Here is a 16,595-nt window from a genome sequence, read left to right on the forward strand (position 1 = left end):
GCCGGCTCCATTCGCCGTTGACCAAGTCCAGATTCGATACCATGGTCCGTCCAGAAAATAAATGGACTGGAGAAACACCATGGCCGCATGTCTGGTGGTGGGCGCAGGCGACGGGGTGGGCGGCGCGATCGCCAAGGCCTTCGCCGCCGAGGGTTACGAGGTCTGCATCACGCGCAGGGCCCGCAATCTCGAGCAGCTCGAGGACCTCGCCCAATCGATCCGCGACAACGGCGGCAAGGCCCGCGCCTACGGCGTCGACGCCCGCTCCGAAGACGAGATGATCGCCCTCGTCGACAAGATCGAGGCCGAGGTCGGCCCGCTCGAAGTCGTGGTCTTCAACATCGGCGCGAACGTCTGCTTCAGCCTCACCGACACCACCAGCCGCGTATTTCACAAGGTCTGGGAGATGGCTTGCTTCGCCGGCTTCCTGACCGGACGCGAAGCGGCGCGGGTAATGATCCCCCGCGGCCGCGGCACGATCCTCTTCACCGGCGCCTCGGCCTCGCTGCGCGGACGTCAGGGCTTCTCGGCGTTCGCCGCCGCCAAGCATGGCTTGCGAGCCCTGGCCCAGTCGGCCGCCCGCGAGCTCGGTCCGCAGGGCATCCATGTCGCCCACGTGGTCGTCGACGGCTCCATCGATGGGGTCTTCTCGCGCGCCAACATCCCCGACCTGGAAGCACGGCTGGAAGGCGACAGCATCCTCAAGCCGGACGAGATCGCCAGCAACTATGTCTGGCTGCACAAGCAACAACGCTCGGCCTGGACGCACGAACTCGATCTGCGTCCCTGGACCGAGACCTGGTGAGGAACGCCCCATGACCAAGACCGTCGAGTTCATCTTCGACTTCGGCAGCCCCAACGCCTACCTGGCCTACGGGGTGCTGAAGGACATCGCGGCGCGAACCGGCGCCCAGGTGGTGCTGACCCCCTGCCTGCTGGGCGGCCTCTTCAAGATCACCGGCAACCAGGCGCCGATGACCGCCTTCGGCGGCATCCAGGGTAAGCTGGCCTACGAGGCGCTGGAGACCAAGCGCTTCGTCGCCAAGCACAAGCTCGACCGCTACCAGTTCAATCCGCACTTCCCGGTCAACACGCTGCTGATCATGCGCGGGCTGGTCGCCGCGCGACGGCAGGGCGTCGAGCAGGCCTATCTCGACGCGGTCATGGCGGGGATGTGGGAGCGCGGCCTGAAGATGGACGACCCCCAGGTCGTGGCCGGGGCGCTGACCGAGGCCGGTCTCGACGCCAAGGCGATCCTCGAAGCGACCCAGGACCCAGAGGTGAAGGCCGAACTGCTGGCCAACACCGAGCGCGCCGCCGCTCGGGGCGCCTTTGGAATCCCCACCTTCTTCGTCGGCGACGAGATGTTCTTCGGCAAGGAGCGCCTTGGACAGATCGAGGAGGAGTTGGCGGCCTAGCGCCGCCGGCTCGAACCGGTCTAACTCTCGCATTCGGGGGAGCTGGAGCCGGCCATGGACGTGGATTCGACAGGCGGGGCGGTCACGGGCGCCATGATGGCCGCGGCGATCGAGAAGCCGACCGGCAAGGCCGGCGAGCATAGCCACAACTGCGACGACTGCGGCGCCGCGGTCGCCGGCCGGTTCTGCGCCAACTGCGGCCAGCCGGCCCACACCCACCGCACGCTGCTGCACCTGGGCGAAGAGATCCTGCACGGGGTGATGCACTTCGACAGCCGGATCTGGCGCACCCTGCCGCTGCTCGTCGCGAATCCGGGCCGGCTGACCCGTGAATGGGTGCTCGGCAAGCGGACGCGCTACGTGTCGCCGCTGGCGATGTACCTGTTCACCGTCTTCGTGATGTTCATGATCCTGAGCTTCATGCCGGTGAACACGCAGATCCAGGCCGCTGAGACCGCCGTGCGCGACGCCGCCAGCGGCCCGGCCTCCACCGGCACCACCTTCATGATGGCCACCAACGCGGTGGTGCAGGCCGAGACGGCCCTGGAGAACGCGCCAAAGGGCGATGATCCGGCCTCAGTCGCTAAGCGGGCGGAGCTGACGACGCGATTGGCCGCCGCGCGCGAGGCCGAGAGGGCCGCCGACGCGGCGATGGCCGAGTCTCCCACGGCGCCCAACGTTGCGGTCATGGGCGCGAACCTGGCCGACAACCTGCGCGACGCCGCCGCCAACGGCGACCTCAAGGTCAACACCGGCGACGAGGCGCTCGACAAGAAGCTATTGAAGAAACTGCAGAACCCCGAACTGACGCTCTACAAGCTGCAGCAGACCTTCTACAAATTCTCGTTCCTGCTGATCCCGATCTCGATCCCCTTCGTCGCCCTGCTCTTCCTGTGGAAGCGCGGCTTCACGCTCTACGACCACGGGGTCTTCGTGCTCTATTCGCTGACCTTCATGGCGATGCTGATCATGGTCACGGCGGGGCTCATGCGCGTCGGCGGCGCGATCTCCGTTATCGCGGCGCTTGCGGCCACCGCGATTGTTCCTGTGCACATGTTCGCCCAGGTGAAAGGCGCCTACAGCCTGTCGACCTTCTCGGCGCTCTGGCGCACCGGCATGCTGCTGCTGTTCTGCACCCTGGCTCTGGCCCTGTTCCTGGCCGCGGTCGTGATGCTGGGGGTCGCCGGCTAGAAGAACTGCGCCAGATTGCGACGGACCCGTTCGAGCACAGGCTCGTCGTTCTCGTCGATCTCGAACGTCTGGCCGGTGATGGTCTCGAAGGCCTGGATGTAGACGGCCGCCGTATCGACGAGCATCTGCGCCGGGATCTCCGGGATCGGGTCCTTGTAGGGATCGCAGCGCTCGGCGACCCAGGCGCGGACGAAGTCCTTGTCGAAGCTGTCGGGCCGCTGGCCCGCGGCGAAGCGCTGCGGATAACTCTCGGCGAACCAGTAGCGGCTGGAATCGGGGGTGTGGATCTCGTCGGCCAGGATGATCTGGCCGTCGGCGTCGACGCCGAACTCGTACTTGGTGTCGACCAGGATCAGGCCACGCTCGGCCGCGATCTCCTGGCCGCGCGCAAACAGAGCCAGGGCGTACTTCGACAGCGTTTCCCACTGTTCGGCGGTCAGCAGACCCTGCTCGACGATCTGCGCCGGGGTCAGCGGCTCGTCGTGGCCGCCGTCGAACGCCTTGGAGGTCGGCGTGATGATCGCGTGCGGCAGCTTCTGATTGTCGGCCATGCCGTCGGGCAGGTGGTGGCCGTACATCTCGCGCTCGCCCTTCTTGTAGAGCGTCAGGATCGAGGTGCCGGTCGTGCCGGCCAGGTAGTCGCGCACGACGATCTCGACTGGCAGGATATCCAGACGGCGGCCCACGACGACGTTCGGATCGGGATAGGCCAGCACGTGGTTAGGACAGATGTCCGCCGTCTTCTCGAACCAGAAGCGCGCGGTCTGGGTCAGGACCTGGCCCTTGAATGGGATCGCCGCCAGGATCCGGTCGAAGGCGCTGATCCGGTCGCTGGCGATGATGATCCGCCGGCCGTCCGGCAGGTCGTAATTGTCCCGCACCTTGCCGTAGTAGGGCTTGGGCAATTCGGGAATGATCGCGTCGCGCAGAACGCGGTGAGCGTTGCGAGCCAGGGCCGTCTTGTCCATGGGGGTATCCGCGCCGGAGACTTGAAGCGGCTCTCTAGCCTATTGCGTGCCCGGAGCGCTACTGGCCCGCGCCCATCGTCTGAATGATCCGCGCGATCGCCGGCAGCATCAGCACCCCGATCAGGCACGGGAAGATGAACAAAATCAGCGGCACGGTCAGCTTGACCGGCAGCGCCAGCGCCTTTTCCTCGGCGCGCAGCATGCGCTTGGCGCGCATGTCGAGCGAGAACACCGACAGGGTCTCGCCCAGGCTGGTGCCCATCTCCTCGGCCTGGCGCAGCATGGTGGCCAGGGCGCGGGCGTCGTCGATCCCGAGGCGGTCGGCGAACGAGGACCACGCGTCCTTGCGCGCCTTGCCGGCCCGCAGCTCCAGGGTCAGCATCCGCAGGTGTATGGTCAGGCGCGGATAGCGGCGCACCAGTTCGTCGGCGACGCGCGACACCGCCGCGTCCAGGCTGAGCCCGGCCTCGACCGACGCCACCAGCAGGTCCAGCAGATCGGGAAAGCCGTCGCCGTATTCCAGCTCGCGGTTCTTCTGCCGCGCCTTCAGCACCTGGTCGGGGCCGAGAAGCGCCGCGCCAGCGAACACGCACGCCACCGCAACCGCGGCCATGCCGCCGCCCTTCAGCGCGAACGGCAACACGGTGATCACCGCCAGCGTCGCCACCGCAAGCGCTGCGGCCCGCGCGCCGAGATAGTAGATCGCCGCGTCGCGGCTGAAGAACCCAGCACGGGTCAGCCTCATGCGCAGCTCGGATATCTGCGACGGATCGCGGATCGCCGCCTGCTGGCCAAGCCGGCGCACGCCGTCGGCCAGCCGTCCGACCAAGGGAGCCTGCCCCAGCGAGTGGACGCCCGCCGCAGACGTCGCCGCGCCTGGCGATTGGAAGCGGGCCCGGCGTTGGGCTCGAAGCCGCATCTCGCCGGCCATCACCGCAGCCCCGCCGAGTGCGGCGACGGCCAGCAGCGCGAACGCCGCCAGAGTCATCAGGTTCTGGATCTGCGCGAGGTCCATGGTCAGATCCGCATGTCGATCATCTTGCGCATGACGAGATTGCCGATGAGCATCCAGACTCCGATGACGACCAGCCCGATCCGCACCATCGGAACGTGGATGACGTCGCCGTAGAAGTCCGGCGACAGCAGGATGATCGCGCCCGCGGCCAGGAACGGAGCGGCGGTCAGGATCAACGCCGAGGCGCGGCCCTCTGCGGTCGCCGCCTTGATCTTCAGGCGCATGCGCAGCCGGTCGCGAACCGTGGCGGCATTGAGCTTCAACAGGCCCGTCAGATTTCCACCGGCCTTTTCCTGCAACCGGACGGTGGCGGCGAACAGATCGACGTCGGGATGCTGGCAACGGACCGACATCCGGTTGACCGCCTGTTCCAGCGTCGCGCCATAGGCGATCTCGTCGGAGGCCATACCGAACTCCGAGCCGATCGGATCAGGCATCTCACGCCCGACCAGGCCCACGGCCGTCGGCACAGGGTGTCCGGCCTCCAGGCTGCGGACGATAATCTCCAGCGCCTGCGGCAACTGCTGCCCCAACGCCACCGCCCGACGACCGGCCTTCATCTTCAGATAGCCGATGGGACCGACGACGCCGAACAGCACTGCACCCAGCGGGATCGCCAACAGCTGCCGTGTCCCAGCGAAGCCGAGAACCGCGCCGGTCAGCGCCAGACCCGCCGCGATCGCCAACCAGCGCCGCCCATCATAGGGCACGCCGGACCGGACGATCAGCTCACTGAGCCAGGCCCAGCCGCCGCGCGCGTCGCCGGCGGCGTTGAGCCCTCGCTGCTTTCGCAGCTCGACCACCAGTTCGGCGATGCTGCCGCCCGTCCGCTCTGCGACCAGCAGCCGGCGATTGACCTGTTGCTTGACCTTGGCGGTGCGAAGCAGCCCGACGGCGGCCTGTACGGCGGCGAACACCGCCGCGAACACCAGGACCAGATAGACCGAGGTCGCGTCGAACGACATCAGCCAAGCACCCGGTTCGGATCGAAATAGGCGGTGTCGTAGGCGATGCCGCGACGCATCATCTCGTCCAGGCAACGCGGCCGCAGGCCCGAGGCGCGGAACTCGCCGTGCACGACGCCATCGGCGGTCGTGTGGCTGCGGTGGAAGGCGAAGATCTCCTGCATCTGGACCACCTGGCCCTCCATGCCGACGATCTCGCTGACGCTCATCATCTTCCGCTTGCCGTCCGACATCCGCATGATCTGGATGATCATCCCGACCGCCGAGGCGATCTGGCCGCGCACGGCCTCGGGCGACAGCTTCATCCCCGACATCGCCACCATCTGCTCGAGCCGGGTGATCGCGTCGCGCGGGGTGTTGGCGTGAATCGTGGCCATCGAGCCTTCGTGGCCGGTGTTCATGGCCTGCAGCATGTCGAAGGCTTCCTCGCCCCGGACCTCGCCCAGGATCACCCGGTCCGGACGCATCCGCAGGGCGTTCTTGACCAGCTCGCGCTGGCGGATTTCGCCCTTGCCTTCGATGTTGGGCGGCCGGGTTTCCATGCGCACGACGTGCGGTTGCTGCAGCTGCAGTTCGGCCGCGTCCTCGATGGTGATCAGGCGCTCCTTGTGGCTGATCGCCGAAGAGAGCGCATTGAGCAGCGTCGTCTTGCCCGAGCCGGTGCCGCCCGAGATCACCGTCGAGACCCGCGCCTTGATCGCCCCGTGCAGGAACTCGGCGACGCAGGCCGGCATCGCGCCCACCTCGACCAACTTGTCCAGCGTATAGGGCTTCTTGGAGAACTTCCGGATCGAGACGCAGGCGCCGTCGATGGCGATCGGCGCAATGGCCGCGTTCACCCGGCTGCCGTCGGGCAGCCGGGCATCGACCATCGGCTGGCTCTCGTCGATCCGCCGCCCGACACCCGCCACGATCCGATTGACGATCCGCAGCAGGTGGTCGTTGTCGCGGAAGCGGACCGGCGTCGGCTCCAGCTCCCCTCGCCGCTCGACATAGACCTGGAACGGGCCGTTGATCAGGATGTCGTTGATGCTGTCGTCCTTGAGCAGCGGCTCGATCGGACCAAGCCCCACCATCTCGTCGTGGACCGAGGCGCCCAGCTCCTCCAGCTCGCTCGTGTTCAGCACGAGGCGCTCGGCGCGCGCGAAGTCGGCGACCAGCACCATGACCTGCCGCCGCAGCTCGCCTTCGGCCAGGCTCTCCAGCTTCGAGAGATCGAGTTCCTCGATCAGCCGCGCATGCAGCTTCAGCTTGATGTCGAGCAGGTGATCGGTCGGCGCGGGGGCCGGCGGCGGCGCAACCGGCTCCGCCGACCGAACCTCAGGGGCCGGCTGTGCAGGCCGGGGCGCAAGTGTGAAGCGTCCCATCAGGCGGCCCTCCGCGAACGCCAGCCGCTGCGACGGGCCGCCGGGCTCTGGACGCCCAGCAGCCGATCGACGACCGCCGAGACATCGCGGACGATCTTGGACTTCGGCCGGTGCTGGGAGATGGGACCACCCAGGTTCACCGAGGCGGCGGCCGCCTCCCAATCCGAGCTGATGCCAGCTTCGGCCTTGCGCTCGAGCGCCCGCTCGGCCTCGGCGACCGAGGGCGCGGGACCGAACATTCGGGTGGCCAGGCGATTGAGCACGACCCGAGTGCGGACCCCGACCGGCAGGCCGGCCTCGATCTCGCCAGCCAGGGCGCGGGCCGCCAGCAGCGCGGGCACCGTCAGCTCCGAGACCACGAACACCTCGTCGGACCCGGCCAGGACTTCCAGCGTCCAGGGCCGCCGATGCCGCGGCATGTCGATGATCACGAAGTCATAGGCCTCGCAGGCGATCTCCAGGATCCGCAGCACGGCTTCCTTGGAGATTTGCTCGAAGGCCAGCGGATCACGCGGGCAGGCCAGCAGGTCGAGGCCCTTGGCGATCGGAGTGGTGAACGCCGCGAGCAGGGCCGCGTCCATCCGCTCGGCCGCCGGTCCGAACTCGGCCAAGCCCATGGCCGCAGTCGCGCCGAGATAGGCGGCTGCAGCCCCATCGGCGAGATGCAGGTCGATCAGGCATACGGCGTGGTCACGATTGGCGCGCGCCGCCAGCAGCGCAGCGAACTCGATCGCCAGGGTGGTCGCCCCGGCCCCGCCGACCGCGCCCACGACCGACCAGCAACGCGACGCGCTGTCGGCGGCCGCCGGCGCCTGCGCCCCGGCCGCGTCCAGAAGTCCGAACACCGCCTCGCGCACCTGGTCGTCGCTATACGGCGGCTCCAGCACGTCCGACTGCGGCAGCCGCATCGCGATCCGCACGAGTCCGGCAGGCAACCTCGCGCCGACCAGCAGCACGGGCGGGGCCTGGCCTGACGCGGCCAGCGCCTCCAAGGCGGCGGTCAGGGCCTGCGGCTCCAGGCTGTCGACGTCGACCAGCGCCAGGTCGACCGACGCGCTGCGGGCTTCGGCCAGCCGCTCAACCCCGGCCATCTCCAACGCCGCGCCGAACAGCGGGCCGCGGGCCAGTGGGGCGAGGCTTGGCCCAACCGCCAGGACGCGTCGGCCTAGAAGGCTCCAATGGGTCATGACTGCGACCTCGAACTCACACGTTACTGTCCGGCCGGGCCGGTTCCGACCGGCGCCGACAGCGGCTTGTCGAGCGCCATGCCCATCAGGAGCAGGTCGATGGGATTGGTTTCGCGGCCCGCCATGATCCGGGTCTCGCCGGTCAGGTCGTCGGCCGTGGCCAAGCGCGGCGTGATGATGATGACCAGTTCGGATTCGTGGCGTTTCCAGCGCGCCGAACGGAACAGCGCGCCGATCACCGGCACCTGCCCGATGCCCGGCAGCTGCCGGACGGCGTTGCTGTAGTCCTGCTGAAACAGGCCGGCGACGGCGAAGCTCTCGCCGGACTTCAGCTCCACCGTCGTCGCCGCGCGCCGCACGGTGAGCGACGGCACTTCCATCCCGTTCAGGCGCAGGTTGGCGCTGTTGTCGAGAGCGCTGACCTCAGGGGCTACCAGCAGCCGGATCAGGCCGTTGTCCTGGACGACCGGCTCGAAGTCTAGCTTCACCCCGAACTGGCGGAATTCGATCGTCACCGTGTCGCGGCCGTTCGGCACCGGGAACGGGAACTCGCCGCCGGCCAGGAAGCTCGCCTTCTGGCCCGACAGCGCGACCAGGTTGGGGCGGGCCAGGGTGCGGACCACGCCCTTTTCCTCCAACGCCTGCAGCATCAGATCGATATCGACCGAGCCGATCGACCCGCGGACCTGCAGCGCGCCCTGCGGCGTGCTCGGGCCGATCAGGCCCGAACCGCTGGCCAAGGCGAAGTTGATCCCATCGGTGGCCGTGAGGTTGAATCCGACATCCTTCAGGTCCGAACGTCCGGCTTCCAGCACCCGGACCTCCAGGATCACCTGCTGCGAGGCGCGGACGGTCAGGGCGCTGGTGACGTTTTCCGGCGCGAACTTGTCGGCCAGGGTCTTGGCCTTGGCGGCGACGGCGGTCGTCGAGACCTCGCCGGTCAGCAGCAGGCCCTCGCCCAGGTTCCGTACCTTGATGACCTCGCCGGGGATCGCGGCCGCCAGATCGGTCTGCAGCGCCTCGGCGTCATAGCCGACGCGCACGTCGACGACCTCCTGAAGCGCACCGCCCTGGCCGTAGATCAGCAGGTTCGTGGCGCCCAACGCCTTGCCGCGCACATAGAAGCTGCGGTCCGTGGTGGCCACGATCTGCGCAGTGTCGGGTTGGGCGACCACGATCTTCGAGGCTGGACCATCCAGCCGAAATGAAAGCGACTTGTTCTTCGGCACGTTGATCGTGCGGCTACGCACGGCTTCGCTCACGAAGGTTTCGGCATGGGCCGGCGCCTGACCCAGGCCAAGGGTGCAGGCCAGAACGGCCAGGATCGTACGCGACATCTGATTGACGCTCTTCATAGGGGTCACTCGCCGGGGTGCTTGGCCCCGCCCTCCCCCTCGACAACTGTGATCAGCGAGCGGCCCGAAGCCACGCTGGACTGCGGCGCCCGCCAGGCGCGCGCTGCGACGGCCGGCGCCCCGCGGGGCGCAGCGCCGACGACTTCCCGCACGCCGATCGGCGCCGCCTGTTCGACCTCGGCCTGCCCCAGCGCGCGCAGCGCCAGCGAGAGGGCGCCTAGATCGGCGGCGACCGCCAGCTTCTGGGCGTCTCGGACGCTGACTTCCAGGGTCGCGGTGCTCGGCGCTTCGGGCTTGTTCGAGGTCGGATCGGCGTTGAGGTCGACGCCCAGCACCCGCACGTTCTGGATCACGACCTCTGCCTGCAGCATCTTGTGGCTGTCGTCGTCCGACAGGTTGCGCATCAGCACCACGTCAACGCGGTCGCCCGGCAGCGCATGGCCGCCGACGCCGGAGACATCGGAAACCCCGATCGTGTAGGCCCGCATCCCGGCCCCGATCTCGGCGGCGACGGACGGACGCGCGCCCGGGCCGCTGAGCTTGGTCGGCAGCAGCGGCTCACGCGCCAGGATCGGCGACAGCGCCACCGGCGCGCCGCCGTGGTCCTGGGCCAGAACCTGATCGATGGTGGCGAAGGCCCCGGCCGGCGCGGCGTCACGCGGGATCTGCACGAGCTTGAGATGGCTGGCGTCCAGGCGCTCGCCGTACTTGATATCCTTGGCGGCGACCACGACCGGAACGCCGCTGACGACTGGTGTGGGAGCGGCGGCGACGGCGACGTTGCCATGCGCCGGCAGGGCCACCTTGGCCACGAACAACGCCCCCAGCCCGAGCGCAGCCGAGGCGCCCAAGCTCACCATAGTCCCAACACGCATCGCCCCACCCCTGGATGCTACGCAACATCAATGAGTTAGGGGGACCGCTGTTGCGATAACCGTAACAAAGAAGGTCAACGCCGCGTCAACTAAGGCCAAGCTTGAATCGACCGGCGTTCGATGAGATCCGTGGCCCATTCCGCGCGCAGACAAGCCGACGCCGGGCGCCTATAGTGCAAGGGATTCCGGAGGATCCCACATGCGCCGTCTCGCCCTCGCCGCCGCCATCGCGGCGCTCGCCGCCACCCCCGCCTTTGCGGCGCTGAAGGAGGGCTCCAAGGCCCCGGACTTCACCGCCCAGGGCTATCAGGCCGGCAAGCCGATAACCTTCTCAATGGCTCAGGCCCGCAAGAGCGGGCCGGTGGTGCTGTACTTCTTCCCGGCCGCCGAGACCTCGGGCTGCAACCTCGAGGCCCGCCTGTTCGCGGAGTCGATCGACCAGTTCAAGGCCCAGGGCGCGACGGTCATCGGCGTCACCGGCGGCAACCTCGACAAGCTGGCCTCGTTCTCGGCCGACACTGAGAAGTGCTCGGGCAAGTTCCCCGTCGCCGCCGACCCCGGCGCCAAGATCGCCGGCACGTACGACGCCGCCTTGGCGGTCAAGCCCGGCTGGTCGAACCGGACCTCGTACGTGATCTCGCCGACGGGCGAAGTGATCCACGCCTACTCGGACATGAAGGCCAACGACCACGTCACCGAGACCCTCACTGCGGTGAAGCAATGGCGGGTCAAGCATCCGAAGTAGACCTGCGAGCGACACACGGGAAAAGCCTTGCCCTGCAACCGCTTTTCCCGTACTAGCCCGCCTCTTCACGGAAGGCGGTCTTGGGCCGGAACGCGAAAGGATCGGGAAACTCCCGGTCGCCGCGCCACAAGAGCCATCGTTTCCGACACTTACCCGGTGTCGGGCGCGCCGCCTTCCAAATGGGAAAAGGAAAACATGGCGCTCTACGAGCACGTTGTTATTTCGCGGCAGGATATCTCGCCGCAACAGGCTGAAGCCCTCAACGACCAAATCAAGGCTCTGATCGAAGAAGGCGGCGGTTCCGTCGCGAAGATCGAGTACTGGGGTCTGCGCAACCTGACCTACCGCATCAAGAAGAACCGCAAGGGGCACTACTCCCTGCTCGCCATCGACGCCCCTCCGGCGGCGGTGAAGGAGATGGAGCGTCAGCTGGGCCTGAACGAAGACGTTCTGCGCACCCTGACCGTCCGCGTCGAGGAACTCGACCTCGAGCTCTCCCCGGTTCTGGCTCGCCGCGATCGCGAACGCGAACCGCGCCGTGAAGAATTCCAAAGCTAAGAAAGGGAGGGATCACAATGACTGACGAAACCTCCGCCGCTCCGGCGGCCCCGGCCGCTGGCGGCGCCCGCCGCCCGTTCTTCCGCCGCCGCAAGGTGTGCCCGTTCTCCGGCGCCAACGCTCCGAAGATCGACTACAAGGACGTGAAGCTGCTGCAGCGCTACGTCTCCGAGCGCGGCAAGATCGTGCCGTCGCGCATCACCGCGGTGTCGGCCAAGAAGCAACGCGAACTGGCTCGCGCCATCAAGCGCGCTCGCTTCCTCGCCCTCCTGCCCTACGTCGTGAAGTAAGGGGGACCGACACATGAAAGTTGTTCTGCTCGAACGCGTCGAAGGCCGTGGCGGCCTGGGCGACGTGGTCACCGTCAAAGACGGCTACGCCCGTAACTACCTCCTGCCCCGTCAGAAGGCCCTGCGCGCGACCGCCGCGAACCTGAAGATCTTCGACGCCCAGCGCGCCGAGATCGAAGTCCGCAACCAGAAGGCCAAGGACGCCGCCGGCAAGTCTGGCGAAGCCCTGGACGGCACGTCGTACATCCTGATCCGTCAGGCTGGCGAAACCGGCCAACTCTACGGTTCGGTCACCGGTCGCGACGTGGCCGACATGGTCAACGCCGAAGGCGGCAAGATCGACCGCTCGATGGTCGTTCTCGACAAGCCGATCAAGACCCTCGGCGTCCACCCCGTGAAGGTTCGCCTGCACGCGGAAGTGACCGTCAGCGTCAACATCAACATCGCCCGCAGCCAGGACGAGGCCGAGCGCCAAGCCCGCGGTGAAAACGTGATCGCCTCGCAGTTCGAGGAAGATCGCGCGGCCGATGAGCAAGCCGCCCAGGACATGCTGGAAGGCGGCGCTGGCCAACAGGACGGCGACTTCGGCGACCACTAACGCCGGACGCAGTCCCAAGACTTCAGGAGCGGCGCGGATCTTCGGATCCGCGCCGTTTCTTTTGAACTGCACTCAAGATTGTAGTTCCAACCCCGCACGCGCCATGATGTTCTGGTCGGCCACGACCGACAGGGGCACGGCATGACGGCGGCGCAAGCAACCAGCGCAAATTTTGACTTCGGACGGGTGGTTTCAAACACCTTCCGTGTCGTCGGCGCCAATCTGCGTGAGCTGTCGATCCTCGCCCTACTGCTGGCCGGCCTGCCCGCTGCGGTCATGGGCTGGGGCCAGATCGTCCTGACCGGCGCCAGCGGGACCGGAGAAATCGGCGACCTCGGCCTCGCCTCGGCGCTGATGGGGATCGGCTTCCTCGCCCTGATGATCGGTTCGGTTCTGCTCCAAGCGTCCACGATCCGGGTGGCGGTGGGAACCTTGAACGGCGACAAGCCGTCGGCCTTTCGAGAACTCGGCAAAACCTACAGCGTGCTCTTGCCGCTCATCGGCCTCGGCATCGTGATGATGTTCGCGTACGGCATTGCGTTCCTGCTGCTCGTCGTGCCGGCGATCATTCTGGGCGTCATTTGGGTCATCGCGACGCCCGCCTACGTCATGGAGCGCCCAGGCGTGTTCGGCGCGTTGGGCCGAAGCCGCGACCTCACTCGGGGCCACCGGTGGCCGATCTTCGGGCTGCTGGTGGTCTACTTCGTCGCCTACTTCGTCGTTTCCGCCGTGCTCGGCGGGATCTTCGTCGCCTTGAGCATGATCGGCGGCGACCTCAGCGCGATGGCGATCTCCTCGACCATCAGCAACGCCCTCGTCGGGGCGATCTCGGGCGTCGTCACGTCGGCTGGAATATCCTCGATCTACTACGAGTTGCGGATGATCAAGGAAGGCGTCGGCGCGGCCCAGCTTGCAGCCGTATTCGACTGATCGCGTCAGGCGGCGTGCTTGTCGCGCCGCCGCCGCCCCATCAGCATCCGGCTTTCGAGCCGCCCCCGTAGCGCGGCGTAGTAGGCGCTGAGGAAGTCGTAATCGTCCTGATCCGGCGATGCGGTCCAGCCGATCTTGGTGGTGATCCGCTCGGCCACTGCTCGGACCGTGCGCCGGTCCCGGCGGCGGATCACTTCCTCCAGCACATGCAGTTCCTTTTCGCCGTATGCGTCGAGCTGCGCCGGCGTGAACGGATAGCGGACCAGCCGTTCCGAACCCTCGACCGCCATGTCGCGCGCCAGGCGCTGGCGCGGCGTGCGCACGATCCAGGTCCCGCCGACCAGGTCGCCGATCCGCAACCGGTCGCGATTGAACAGCGGAAACAGGGCGAAAATTCCAACCCACACCACGCCCAGCAAGTACATCCACGCCTGTCCGCCCCCCTCCTGGGTGCGGACCATGATCACCGACAGCGGCATGAACACTTCCAGTTCACGCATGGCGTTGCGGACCAGCACCGCCTCGGCCCGCAGCCGCCCGCCGTCGCGGGCTGCGACGCGCAGGCCCAGCATCCGCTTGCCCGGCGTCGCCGCCGCTGCGCTCAGCTCGAAGGCGGTGAAGTAGAAGTTGCGCAACAGGAATGCGATCAGCAGCCAGATGATGGCGGCGATTTCCATCCCGGCCTGCCCGCCGCTGGTGACCCCGGTCGCGATGGCCAGGATCGTCAGCCCGAGCAGCGCCGCCGCGATGATCAAGACGTCGATGAAGAACGCCGCCGCCCGTTGCCCGCCGTCGCCGATCTGCAGCCGCAGATCGACGCCCTCCGGCGTCACGAAGGCCCGCGTGACCTTGTCGAAGGCATCGCTCACGAGGCGCTCTCCCGACGCGGACCATAGAAGTATGCGCCCCACAGCAGCGCCGTCCCGAGCGCCACCGCGTAGCGGATCAGGTCGTGATTGATCAGCTGCCGGCCGAAGCCCTCCAACAGACCCGCGAAGAACAGCATGACCACGACGCCGGCCATCACCGCGCCGGCGGTGCGCCCCGCCGCGGCCAGCGAGTCGAGGCGCGACAGCGCGCCGGGGAACGCCAGGCTCCAACCGACCCGGATCCCGGCCGCGCCGGCCAGCATGACGGCGAACAACTCGGTGACGCCATGGATCAACAGCCAACCGCCCAGCTCGAAGCCCAGTCCGCGGCTGAAGTAGAGCGACAGGAAGGCCCCCAGCGTCGCGCCGTTGTAGATCAGCAGCATCAGGGTCGGGACGCAGAACGCGAAGCCGAGCGCGAAGGCCAGCAGCGCCACCTGGGCGTTGTGGGTGAACAGGAAGGTGGCGAACACCGACAAGCCATCGCCCGAGCCTCCGCCGTCATAGAGCATCTCGCGCAAGGTCTCAGTAGCCGCGGCCGGGTCGCGGCCGCCAGCCAGGCCCTCCGGGACGAACACGTGGTACCACTGGGCGTCGTGCGCGATCAGCAAGGCGGCCGCGACCGCGCCGAGCGCCGTCAGCAGCGCAGCGACGAGCGTTTCGCGCCAGACGCTGCGCACCGCCGCCGGCCAGTCCTGCCGGAAGAAACCGCCCAGCCGCTCCAGCAGAGTCGAACGCGAGCCGTAGACGAAGAAATAGGCGCGCGCCGAGAGCACTTCGAGATAGTCGATCAGGCTGCGGTCCAGCGAGGTCTCGCGCGCCACGCTGAGCGCCGAGAGCGTAGAGCGGTAGAGGACGGGGATCGCCAGCAGCTCCTCGTCGGTCAGGCTCGCCGCCGACCGCTTCTCGACAAGGTCCATCAGTCGTTCGAGCCGCTTCCAATCGGCTTCCCGCTCCTCGCGGAACCGCTGGCTCTTGAGGGCGCTCACAGCAGGTCCCTCCGCTTGAGGTCCAGATAGGCGTTGATCACCTCGGTCCCGATCCGATCGGCCGGCGTCTCGACGATATGCACGCCCAGCCGTCGCAGCCGCGAGATCACCAGGTCACGCTCGCGCAGCAGGCTGGCGGCGAACACGGCGCGGGACACGTCCTCCGGCGTCTTCGGCTCGGCGGCGACCATGCCTTCGAGTTCCTCGTCCTTCAGCACCACGAACATGATCAGGTGCCGGCCGACCAGTCGCCCGACCGACTCGATCATCAGCTGCGCGGCTGTCTGGTCGGTGAAGTCTGTGAACACCACGACCAGCGAGCGCCGCTGCAGTTCCCCCGCCAGCACCGAGAGGCCCAGCGCATAGTTGGTCTCCTCGGTGGAGTAGTCGATGCGCCCGGCCATCTGCTGCAGGACCATGAACGCGTTCGGTCCGCCGACGGCGCCAGTCGACAGCCGCGGCGCTGAATCGAAGGCGAACAGCCCTGCCCGGTCGCCCGACCGCAGGCAGGCGTGGGCCAGCAGCAGCGCCCCGTTGATCGCGCGATCGATCCGCGGCGCGCCGTCCACGGGCTCGCTCATCGCCCGGCCGCAGTCCATCGCCATGACGACGTTGTGGTTGCGCTCGGTCCTGAACTCCTTGGCCAGCAGCGCGGCGTGCCGGGCCGACTGCTTCCAGTCCACGGCGCGGCGGTCCATGCCCGGCTGGAAGTCGCGCAGGGCGTGGAACTCCGATCCCTCGCCGATCTCGATCTGCGCCTTGGCCCCGAACAGAGCGTTGCGCGCGAACAGCCGCACGGCCTCGTCGCGCACCCACTGCAGGTCGGTCGTGATCGCCAGGTTGTAGTCGAGCTCGAAGGTCTTCTGCTTCCAGACCAGGCCCAGGGGCCCACGCCAGCGAAGCCACAGCGACTCCAGCTTCACCAGTCCGCGCCGCTGCGGGGTGAAGGCCACGAGGATCTCCGCCACGCCGTCGCGAACCTCGGCGAGCGCGGTGCGGGCCTCCAGGCCCAGCCGCTCGTCCGCCGCCAGCGCCGCCTCGACCGTGCCCGGCGCGGCGCCTTCGAACCGCGCGACGAACCGCGCTGCGCCAGGCCGCGCCACCGCCGCGCTCAGTGCGGGCAGCGGGTCCAGCGCCAGGCGATCGCGCGCCGCCCCCAACATCGCGTCGAGCGCCATCAGCAACAGCAGGCCTGCCGCCCAAACCGCGCCTACGACCCACAGGGGCTCGGCCACGCTCCCCGCGATCAGCGCAAGGGGCGCTCCGGCCGCGACG

General features: G+C 68.0%; 18 protein-coding genes. 8 read left to right on the forward strand and 10 right to left on the reverse strand.

The features are described 5' to 3' along the window. Positions 1 to 79: 79 nt before the first annotated feature. From ACSQ2H_RS11695 to ACSQ2H_RS11705, 3 genes are read left to right on the forward strand one after another with little or no spacing between them, the layout of a single operon-like run. Complete coding sequence (locus tag ACSQ2H_RS11695; RefSeq protein ID WP_436061561.1) at positions 80 to 805, forward strand: SDR family NAD(P)-dependent oxidoreductase; 726 nt, start codon at positions 80 to 82, stop codon at positions 803 to 805. Between the two features lie 10 nt (positions 806 to 815). Continuing rightward, positions 816 to 1,418, forward strand: coding sequence for a 2-hydroxychromene-2-carboxylate isomerase (locus tag ACSQ2H_RS11700; protein WP_436061562.1), 603 nt, complete (start codon positions 816 to 818; stop codon positions 1,416 to 1,418). 54 nt (positions 1,419 to 1,472) lie between these two features. Next, positions 1,473 to 2,609: a DUF3667 domain-containing protein gene (locus ACSQ2H_RS11705; RefSeq protein ID WP_436061563.1), complete on the forward strand. Its 1,137-nt coding sequence runs from the start codon at positions 1,473 to 1,475 to the stop codon at positions 2,607 to 2,609. Here ACSQ2H_RS11705 and ACSQ2H_RS11710 read toward each other — a convergent pair. From ACSQ2H_RS11710 to cpaB, 7 genes are read right to left on the reverse strand one after another with little or no spacing between them, the layout of a single operon-like run. Beyond that, on the reverse strand, positions 2,606 to 3,577 hold the full coding sequence (locus ACSQ2H_RS11710) for a phosphoribosylaminoimidazolesuccinocarboxamide synthase (protein ID WP_436061564.1): 972 nt from the start codon (positions 3,575 to 3,577) through the stop codon (positions 2,606 to 2,608). The genes ACSQ2H_RS11705 and ACSQ2H_RS11710 overlap by 4 nt on opposite strands. Before the next feature lie 58 nt (positions 3,578 to 3,635). After that, positions 3,636 to 4,592: a type II secretion system F family protein gene (locus tag ACSQ2H_RS11715; RefSeq protein ID WP_436061565.1), complete on the reverse strand. Its 957-nt coding sequence runs from the start codon at positions 4,590 to 4,592 to the stop codon at positions 3,636 to 3,638. 2 nt (positions 4,593 to 4,594) lie between these two features. After that, the gene (locus tag ACSQ2H_RS11720; protein ID WP_436061566.1) at positions 4,595 to 5,557 is read right to left on the reverse strand and encodes a type II secretion system F family protein; all 963 of its coding nucleotides are present in this window, start codon (positions 5,555 to 5,557) and stop codon (positions 4,595 to 4,597) included. Then, positions 5,557 to 6,924, reverse strand: coding sequence for a CpaF family protein (locus tag ACSQ2H_RS11725; RefSeq protein WP_436061567.1), 1,368 nt, complete (start codon positions 6,922 to 6,924; stop codon positions 5,557 to 5,559). The genes ACSQ2H_RS11720 and ACSQ2H_RS11725 overlap by 1 nt, the downstream gene beginning before the upstream one ends. Further along, entirely contained in the window at positions 6,924 to 8,111 is a 1,188-nt protein-coding gene (locus ACSQ2H_RS11730) for an AAA family ATPase (RefSeq protein ID WP_436061568.1), read from the reverse strand. The genes ACSQ2H_RS11725 and ACSQ2H_RS11730 overlap by 1 nt, the downstream gene beginning before the upstream one ends. Before the next feature lie 23 nt (positions 8,112 to 8,134). Next, positions 8,135 to 9,448, reverse strand: a complete 1,314-nt coding sequence (locus ACSQ2H_RS11735; RefSeq protein ID WP_436061569.1) for a type II and III secretion system protein family protein — start codon at positions 9,446 to 9,448, stop codon at positions 8,135 to 8,137. A 23-nt stretch (positions 9,449 to 9,471) separates the two neighbouring features. Then, complete coding sequence (cpaB, locus tag ACSQ2H_RS11740; protein ID WP_436061570.1) at positions 9,472 to 10,341, reverse strand: Flp pilus assembly protein CpaB; 870 nt, start codon at positions 10,339 to 10,341, stop codon at positions 9,472 to 9,474. Positions 10,342 to 10,540: 199 nt separating this feature from the next. On the opposite strand from cpaB, the gene ACSQ2H_RS11745 reads away from it, so the two are divergent. The 5 genes from ACSQ2H_RS11745 (at position 10,541) to ACSQ2H_RS11765 (ending at position 13,462) form a co-directional block, all read left to right on the forward strand. Continuing rightward, positions 10,541 to 11,086 carry a peroxiredoxin gene (locus ACSQ2H_RS11745; RefSeq protein WP_436061571.1) on the forward strand — a complete coding sequence of 182 codons (546 nt, stop codon included), beginning with the start codon at positions 10,541 to 10,543 and terminating at the stop codon, positions 11,084 to 11,086. Positions 11,087 to 11,281: 195 nt separating this feature from the next. Next, positions 11,282 to 11,644 (forward strand): 30S ribosomal protein S6, encoded by a 363-nt coding sequence (gene rpsF / locus ACSQ2H_RS11750; RefSeq protein WP_183769815.1) that lies wholly within the window; start codon positions 11,282 to 11,284, stop codon positions 11,642 to 11,644. 17 nt (positions 11,645 to 11,661) lie between these two features. Further along, the gene (gene rpsR / locus ACSQ2H_RS11755; protein WP_293402063.1) at positions 11,662 to 11,934 is read left to right on the forward strand and encodes a 30S ribosomal protein S18; all 273 of its coding nucleotides are present in this window, start codon (positions 11,662 to 11,664) and stop codon (positions 11,932 to 11,934) included. A gap of 13 nt (positions 11,935 to 11,947) precedes the next feature. Continuing rightward, positions 11,948 to 12,532 carry a 50S ribosomal protein L9 gene (rplI, locus tag ACSQ2H_RS11760; RefSeq protein WP_436061572.1) on the forward strand — a complete coding sequence of 195 codons (585 nt, stop codon included), beginning with the start codon at positions 11,948 to 11,950 and terminating at the stop codon, positions 12,530 to 12,532. Positions 12,533 to 12,718: 186 nt separating this feature from the next. Further along, on the forward strand, positions 12,719 to 13,462 hold the full coding sequence (locus ACSQ2H_RS11765) for a hypothetical protein (RefSeq protein ID WP_436061573.1): 744 nt from the start codon (positions 12,719 to 12,721) through the stop codon (positions 13,460 to 13,462). Between the two features lie 5 nt (positions 13,463 to 13,467). Here ACSQ2H_RS11765 and ACSQ2H_RS11770 read toward each other — a convergent pair whose 3' ends face one another. From ACSQ2H_RS11770 to ACSQ2H_RS11780, 3 genes are read right to left on the reverse strand one after another with little or no spacing between them, the layout of a single operon-like run. Beyond that, positions 13,468 to 14,331, reverse strand: a complete 864-nt coding sequence (locus ACSQ2H_RS11770; protein WP_436061574.1) for an RDD family protein — start codon at positions 14,329 to 14,331, stop codon at positions 13,468 to 13,470. Then, positions 14,328 to 15,320, reverse strand: coding sequence for a stage II sporulation protein M (locus tag ACSQ2H_RS11775; RefSeq protein ID WP_436061575.1), 993 nt, complete (start codon positions 15,318 to 15,320; stop codon positions 14,328 to 14,330). The genes ACSQ2H_RS11770 and ACSQ2H_RS11775 overlap by 4 nt, the downstream gene beginning before the upstream one ends. Continuing rightward, positions 15,317 to 16,555, reverse strand: coding sequence for a DUF58 domain-containing protein (locus ACSQ2H_RS11780; protein ID WP_436061576.1), 1,239 nt, complete (start codon positions 16,553 to 16,555; stop codon positions 15,317 to 15,319). Before ACSQ2H_RS11780 ends, ACSQ2H_RS11775 begins: the two co-directional genes overlap by 4 nt. Positions 16,556 to 16,595: the final 40 nt, after the last annotated feature.

The sequence above is a fragment of the Phenylobacterium sp. LjRoot97 genome, from assembly GCF_964254345.1.
Taxonomy (GTDB): domain Bacteria; phylum Pseudomonadota; class Alphaproteobacteria; order Caulobacterales; family Caulobacteraceae; genus Phenylobacterium.